This is a genomic window from Mesotoga sp. Brook.08.105.5.1 (assembly GCF_002752635.1).
Classification (GTDB): Bacteria; Thermotogota; Thermotogae; order Petrotogales; family Kosmotogaceae; genus Mesotoga.
In genome coordinates this window covers 73116-80244 of sequence record NZ_AYTW01000007.1, presented here as the reverse complement: position 1 = coordinate 80244, position 7129 = coordinate 73116, and the positions used below count along the sequence as shown (strand labels likewise).

The window sequence follows — 7129 nt, the reverse complement described above, 5'->3', positions numbered from 1 at the left end:
CTACGGGGCTCTGACTTCTTCCCCGGTGGGCCTTTTTCTCCCACTGAACATTCTTGCCTTAGCTGGACGTGCGCACACCCCGCAACCTCGTTTTTTCCAAAAAAAAGGCCCCATCAAGGGACCTCATTCATCTATCAAAGGACTTATTCGGTAAAATCTATTGTTCTCTTCACGCTCTTCTTGCTGTGGAATTCAAGCTGATCTTCTTCCTGGAAGTCATCAAAGCCGAGCGCCTTTATTCCGCACTCCATTGGGGCATCTACCCTGCTCGCATCGTCTTTGTAATGCTTGAGCACTTCGATCGCTACGTCTGCGATTTCCTCGTTCTTTCTGTATACTCTCATTCTGCCTTTCTTAAGCACGTGTCCATCGTCCACCTGAACACCGGCTATAGTTCCAACTTTACTGATTCTGAACAACTGCTTTATGTGTCCATGGCCGATCACTTCATCGACTTCCTCGGGTTCTAGGAGACCCTCAAGGGCTTTCTTGAGGTCGTCTATCAAGTTAAAGATGATCTCGTAAACTTTGATCTGTACGCCCTCAACTTCTGCCAGTTTTCTTGCCTGGGCATCGGGTTTAACTTTGAAGCCCATTATTACGGCATCGGAGGCAGATGCCAGCATTACGTCACTCGAATTTACAGAGCCGATTCCAGAATGGACGACCTCAATCCTGACGTCGTTATTCTCTAGCTTGGCCAAGGCCTGCTTCAGAGCCTCGACTGTGCCGAAGGAATCGGCTTTCAGTATCACATTGAGATCCTTCTTCTCGTCAGTGTTGCCAGTCGTTGAGAGGAATTCTTCAAGCCTGATATGGTGCCTGGTGGTAACGGATTTTTCTTTCTGAGCCTTACTCTTTGCGTATTCGGCAAGCGATCTTGAAGTATCAAGGTTTTCAACCGCGTACACAACACTGTGGACATCGGGAACCTCGTCGAAGCCAATAATCTGCACAGGATCTGAAGGATGGGCTTCTTTGATTCGCTTCCCGTATTCGTTAATCAATGCCTTCACTCTGCCTGAGGCAGAACCGGCAACAACGTAGTCGCCAGGTCTTAAAATCCCGTCTTTTACAACGAGAGTTGCCAGGGGACCTACGGCCTTGTCCATTCTTGAGTCAATAATGATTCCTCTTGCGTTTCCTTCGGGAATGCACTTCACATCTGCTACTTCGGCTACAAGAAGGATCATCTCAAGAACATCCTCAACGCCCTTGCCTGTTTTCGCAGATACAGGAACTGTTACAGTGTCCCCGCCCCAGTCTTCAGGAACGAGGCCAAGCTTCGAGGCGAGCTGTTGCTTCGTGAGGTCTATGTTTGCGTTTGGTTTGTCTATTTTGTTTATCGCGACAATTATGGGCACATTTGCTGTCTTCGCGTGGTTATAAGCCTCTATAGTCTGCGGCATAACACCGTCGTCGGCCGCTACAACAAGAACTACGATATCCGTTGCCTGAGCTCCGCGCGCTCTCATTTCGGTGAATGCCTCGTGCCCGGGCGTATCAATGAACGTGATCTTCTTGTTTCTTATCTCGACCTGGTAAGCACCTATTGTCTGGGTAATGCCTCCGATTTCGTCTTCGGCGACCTTGGCCTTTCTAATTCTGTCGAGAAGCGTAGTCTTCCCATGGTCAACGTGCCCCATAACCGTGACGACCGGGGGCCTCTGAACCAGTCTTGAGCTTTCTTTGTAAGATTCTGCGTAAGAACTCGCGATGCTCTCAAAGGGATTCATCTCTTCTTCATGAACCAGCTCCACTTCCCATTCGTAATTCTTGGCAATTTTCACCGCGTCTTCAAGCGAGAGAATCTGGCCGGGGCGAAGTATTATCCCGTTCATGAACTGATCCTTTATCACCTTGGAGATCTGAACGTTCATCTTCTTGGCGAGTATGTCGAGCTTGAATTCGTTGCTCTTCAGCTTGATCGTTCTTACTTTATGCTCAACCGGAGTTTTTTTCTCGGTCCCTGGCTCCTCTTTCGAGACTAATTTCTTCTCAAGATTCTTTACTTCTTTCTCCTGAATCTTATTCTTCGCCTTTTCGACCTTCCTTAAGAGCTCCTTCTTTTCTTCCTCATAGAGACCAACGATGATATTAACGGTCTCCTCGTCAAGAACGGACATATGGTTCTTGACGGTAACACCGAGCTCCTCAAGTTCGTCCAGCAGCTCTCTTGCCGTTATGTTAAGTCTCTTAGCAAGTGCGTAGACTCTGGCTTTTGGCATAGCTCAGTCACCTCCCGCCTGTGTCATTATCTTTGAGATTTCCTCTGCAAGGCCATCATCGGCAACTGCCACTGCAGAGATGTTGTCTTTGCCGATGGCCTTTCCCAGAGCGATGCGGTCGTGTTTTTTGAGGAGAATACAGCTTGCCCCGTGGCTCTTGCATCTCTTAACCCAGTCTTCCTTTATCGAATCGCTGGTATCGCAAGCCAGAATGAGAAACTTTCTTCTTAACGGCTGCCTCAAATAACCCCTAAGTTGCTCTTTACCAAACACAACCTTGTTTGCTCTTCTGCCTATTCCTAGGAGAGATAGAACTCTCTTTTCATCCATATTATGCCCTCGATCAATGATATCTGAGGACGACTATTCTGGTTCCCGCGTCGGCCTTTTCTTCAAGTCTTAGTTCGTCGAGTTGTTCGAAGGGATCGCCTGCAAGAAACTCTTCGACCTTTCCCAGCTCGAAAGTCAGGTCTTCTGTCTTAAAATGCATAGGAATTACACAGAACGGAGCGAGGTCTCTCGTCAGTTCTCGTGCCAATCCACCATCGATTGTGTAGACGCCGCCAACAGGTACTAGTAGAACATCTGGATTCTTCAACGCCTCGATCATTTCCGAATCCAATCTGTGGCCGAGGTCTCCGCAATGAACGACCCTGAACCCATCCGGAGTTGTGACTTCAAAAACGATGTTCTTGCCGCGTTTCTTGCCCTGAACGTCATCGTGAAAAACCGAATGACCCGTTATTGCAAAGCCATATACGTTTCTGCTGTCTGGCGTGTTGACTAGAACATACCCGGGTTGGAATCGATCATGCGCGTTATGATCATGGTGCTGATGGGATTCCAGAATAATGTCCGGCTTCACCGCAGGCATATCATAACCGACTCCCTCATCGAAGGGATCGATTAGAAGAGTCTTTCCATCGCATTCAAGCGAAAAACACGAATGTCCATGCCATCTCAAAACCATATTCATCACCCAGATATTTATTATATCATGGGTTCAGTAACATGTTTAGGGAAGATTCGCGCTCCTAGAAGGGTAACACGTGAAGCTCCAGTCCTTCGAGATTCTTGAGAGACACAGTTTGCTTTCTGAAATCGATTATTCCGTATGAACCTCCCGTTTCATCCTTGGGTAGTGAGGGACTGCCGGGATTGAGGAAGATCAGGCCATCGTTGCTCAATAGTCGCGAGATGTGAGTGTGACCGGATATCACCAAACCGTGATCGTTGGGAAAGCGGTAGTTCTTGTGACCGTGCGTTACGAATAGTTCGAGATCGTTTATCAACAGAGAACGGGCGCTTGGAGCATCTTCCTGACCGACCAGCGATAGATCAATTTCGCTATCACAGTTTCCCCTAACTCCAATGATTCTGTTGGACAATTTCCCTAGAAAATCGGCAAGCGCCATGGGATCGTAGCCTTCTGGCAGAGGGTTTCTCGGCCCGTGATAGAGATAGTCCCCGCAGTGAATAACGAGAGTGTTTTCGTCCACTTCAGCAAGTACTTTCTTCACTCTCGTCAACGAACCATGCGTGTCGGATATTACTATCGCTCTTTCAACCATCTGAAGTATAGGGCGGTACCTCCTTTGCAGAGAATCTGTACTTCTCTTTCTATTGTCTCGTTTGAAACTCCAAGCGGGTTCCCGTACTCAAGAAATGCATCTCTCAAAGGGTATTTGAAGCCCTTTAGACTGATCATGGTCGGCTGTCCTCCGAAGGGGAAGAGAGACCAGGTCTCGCCTAGTTCTACTGAGGAGATAAGCTCTTTGGATACCATTCCGATCTCTACACTATCCTCCACTATTGTTGCTTTCAAGGAGTTCCGCGCACCATAGATCGAAGCAAGAGTACCCATGAAGTGATCGAGGCGCAGACCTGTGGCGCCGAAGATCTCCACCTCCGCTATGCCCCGTTCTTCAAGGGCCCGAAGCGCGATCTGAGTATCTGTATCATCTTTTTCAGGCGGGTATATCAAGACAAGGGAACCCTCACTTCTGCACCAGGAAAGAGTGCTTTCGCTTATAGAATCCATGTCGCCCACAAGAAGGTGAGGATGAATTCCGAAACGCTTCAACGTCTCGGCACCCGAATCTGCCGCTGCTACAAAAGGAGTCTCATGTAGCTTCCTCAAGTAGAATTCTGTTGAAGAAATATACTGCCCACCGACAAACAACACAGCTTTTCTTATCATTTCGTTTTTCCTAATCCCAGCTGGTTTCTATATTTGTTGACAGTTCTTCTTGCAATGCAGATGTCCCTATTCTTTAGCTCAACCACAAGCTGTGAATCGGAAATTCCGGGGTCCTCTTTCACGATCTCCGCAATCACTTCCAGTGCTTGTTCCTTCTCTTGTACATTACCGAAAAAATACCTTATCGGGAAGGTTCCTACCGGTGTCTGGACAAACTTATCCTTCACGGCGCGACTAATTGTAGAGACCACAACCCCTATCTTGTCAGCAATCACATTCATCTTCAGGGGCCTGATCTTGTCGCTCGTTTTCAAGAGGAAGGGTGCGTTTCTCATCACTATTTCATTGCCTATTGTGATAAGGGTGGCCTTTCTCCTTTCGAGGGCAGTTATGTAGAACTTTGCCTCCTCAAGCTTCTCTTCTATGTATTTTCTAGCAATCTTCTCGCCGTGCTGGAGAATCTCCTCGTATGATGGGTCTACATTCAGGACGAGTGAGTAGTCTCTAACGGTAACTATGAACTTCTCATCCAGAAATTCAATGTAAAGATCAGGCTCCACGTACCTGACAAATGCGCCGTCGCTGTATCCCGAAGACGGGAAGAGACCGGGGCCTATGAGAGCTTCGAGTTCTTTCAGACTGGAAGCGAAGACGCCGTCAAAGCCTGAATCCCTCATTATCGAAATTACTGCTGAAAGTTCTTCTATAGAGCAATTGTTCAGGTTGGCAATCTCTTTCAGTTCTGCTGTTAGCATGCCGAGGTCGTCCATATTGTCGAGCAATACTTCGAAGAGACAGAACTGGTCATCGTCCAGGATATAGAAGCCAAAATCTCTCAGAATCTCTTTGAAGGTCGGTTGCTGGGCCTCGATTCTGTCAAAGTCCCAACCGTCTCGATCGGTGCTCTCGGATTTCATATATATTGAGTTGCTTGCAGGAAGCGAGTAAAAGTCGCCTCCATCCGTATTCTCTTCATCCTCAGGTTCTTTTCCGGAATCGCCTATGTCTTCAATAAGCTCGTAATCCTCTCTTTTCATTTCCAGAAGAGGATTTGCTTGCACGATCTCTTCAAGCTCAGCAGAGATTTCCAGTGAATTGAGCTGAAGGAGTTTGAGAGCCTGCTGAGCCTTGAGCGAAAGGCCAAGCTTCTGCTCTAACCGTTGCGATATGTTATGGCCGAGTTCCATGAAGCCTTCTCTCCATCTTTCTCAAATGCTCAAATACGAGCGAGTAAGATTCAGAGATCTTTGACGCCGAGTTGCACGGTTCGCAGAGATCTGACAGTTCGGCCGCTCTTCCCATCAAGTACATACCGAGAACGCCGGAGCGTTCCAGATCGCCTGTCTGCGCAGCAAATCCAGCGATAGTTCCTGCCAGCAAATCACCGCTCCCGGCTTTTGCGAGAGCCGTACTCCCGGCTGTGTTGATAATTATCCTTCCATTCTCATTGCAAAAGACAGATGAAGCTCCCTTAAGGATGGCGTTCATACTTAGGCGTGAACAGAACTCAATGAAGGAAGCAAGATCTGTTCTTCCTTCATTCAAGCGAGCAAACTCTCCGATATGAGGAGTAATGAGTAAATTTCGAGATCGACCCAAGATCGAGAGATCATTCACGAGTGCAAACAGCGCATCAGCATCCACAACAATTTTTTTCTCCGGGAAGGATTTCAGGAACTTCAATACGAACTCGATGCTCCCTTCACTTCTTCCAATGCCAGGACCGAGCACGATACTGTCAATCCTATCGATAGCTTCTGAAAGGTAATCGACATCTCTTGGGACGAGAGTATCTCCGCTGCTTATCATGGCAATCGCCTCAGGCAAGTTGTTCCGAATAACGTTTGCAGAGCCTTTAGGAGTGTACGTATATACAAGCCCGCAACCCGACCGGAAGGCTCCTATGGCTGCTAAGAATGGCGCCCCTGTGTAGACTTCGCTTCCTCCAACAACAAGAACAGAGCCGTAGCTTCCCTTGTAGCTGTTGCGAGCTCTCTCCGGAAGAAGTTCTGAAGCCATCTCATCGTCTATAACTTCTGAATCGGCGAGAGAATCCATAATGCTTCTGTGGAAGCCGGCGCTGCTTACAACAACCTTACCGCAAAATTCGCGCCCCGGATAGAGAAAATGACCGGTTTTCGCTAGACCGAAGGTCACTGTCTTATCAGCTTTGAAACAGTTTCTGGACACACTACCGTTGTAACCGGAGACTCCCGAAGGAATGTCAACAGCCAGTCTGTAAGCATCGAGACGATTAGCGTACTCGAAGAGGGAAACAATCTCCTCCTCAAGACTACCGTGAAAGCCCGTTCCAAAAATCGCATCGACCACTATATCGGATCCGGCAAGCAAGTCGCCAACTATCGACTCTTCTTCGAGCTTTACACTTTTGCCTCCAAGAGAGACGTATATTGTAGCGTTTGTCTTACAGTCATCGGTTGTAGGAGCATAGCACTGAACAACCGTCACGTCGATGCCTGCGGCATGCATTAGCCTGGCCGCTGCATAGCCGTCACCGCCGTTGTTGCCACCTCCACACAGAATCGCGGCTTTGCGAATATTGAGGTCTGCAATCTCCTCGTAAACGCTGCGAGCCGCCTCCTCCATCAGGAGCAGTGAAGGTACTCCCTTGTCTATTATTCTTTGATCGATCTCCCTCATCTGAGCGGGAAATGCTACCTTCAAATCATCACCCCTCAAT

General features: G+C 48.1%; 7 protein-coding genes. All 7 read right to left on the bottom strand.

What is annotated here, in order from left to right; all coding sequences use genetic code 11:
* Positions 1 to 143: 143 nt before the first annotated feature.
* The 7 genes from infB to V512_RS04165 all read right to left on the bottom strand — a co-directional run bounded on the left by infB (position 144) and on the right by V512_RS04165 (position 7113).
* The gene (gene infB, locus V512_RS04195; protein WP_099829206.1) at positions 144 to 2228 is read right to left on the bottom strand and encodes a translation initiation factor IF-2; all 2085 of its coding nucleotides are present in this window, start codon (positions 2226 to 2228) and stop codon (positions 144 to 146) included.
* 3 nt (positions 2229 to 2231) lie between these two features.
* On the bottom strand, positions 2232 to 2558 hold the full coding sequence (locus V512_RS04190) for a 50S ribosomal protein L7 (RefSeq protein WP_099829205.1): 327 nt from the start codon (positions 2556 to 2558) through the stop codon (positions 2232 to 2234).
* Positions 2559 to 2571: 13 nt separating this feature from the next.
* Complete coding sequence (locus V512_RS04185) at positions 2572 to 3198, bottom strand: MBL fold metallo-hydrolase (protein ID WP_243392251.1); 627 nt, start codon at positions 3196 to 3198, stop codon at positions 2572 to 2574.
* 64 nt (positions 3199 to 3262) lie between these two features.
* Entirely contained in the window at positions 3263 to 3748 is a 486-nt protein-coding gene (gene yfcE, locus V512_RS04180; protein ID WP_243392250.1) for a phosphodiesterase, read from the bottom strand.
* Between the two features lie 32 nt (positions 3749 to 3780).
* Complete coding sequence (locus V512_RS04175) at positions 3781 to 4428, bottom strand: thiamine diphosphokinase (protein ID WP_099829202.1); 648 nt, start codon at positions 4426 to 4428, stop codon at positions 3781 to 3783.
* Positions 4425 to 5615, bottom strand: a complete 1191-nt coding sequence (locus tag V512_RS04170) for an RNA polymerase subunit sigma-54 (protein ID WP_099829201.1) — start codon at positions 5613 to 5615, stop codon at positions 4425 to 4427. The genes V512_RS04175 and V512_RS04170 overlap by 4 nt, the downstream gene beginning before the upstream one ends.
* Positions 5599 to 7113: an NAD(P)H-hydrate dehydratase gene (locus tag V512_RS04165; protein WP_099829200.1), complete on the bottom strand. Its 1515-nt coding sequence runs from the start codon at positions 7111 to 7113 to the stop codon at positions 5599 to 5601. Before V512_RS04165 ends, V512_RS04170 begins: the two co-directional genes overlap by 17 nt.
* Positions 7114 to 7129: the final 16 nt, after the last annotated feature.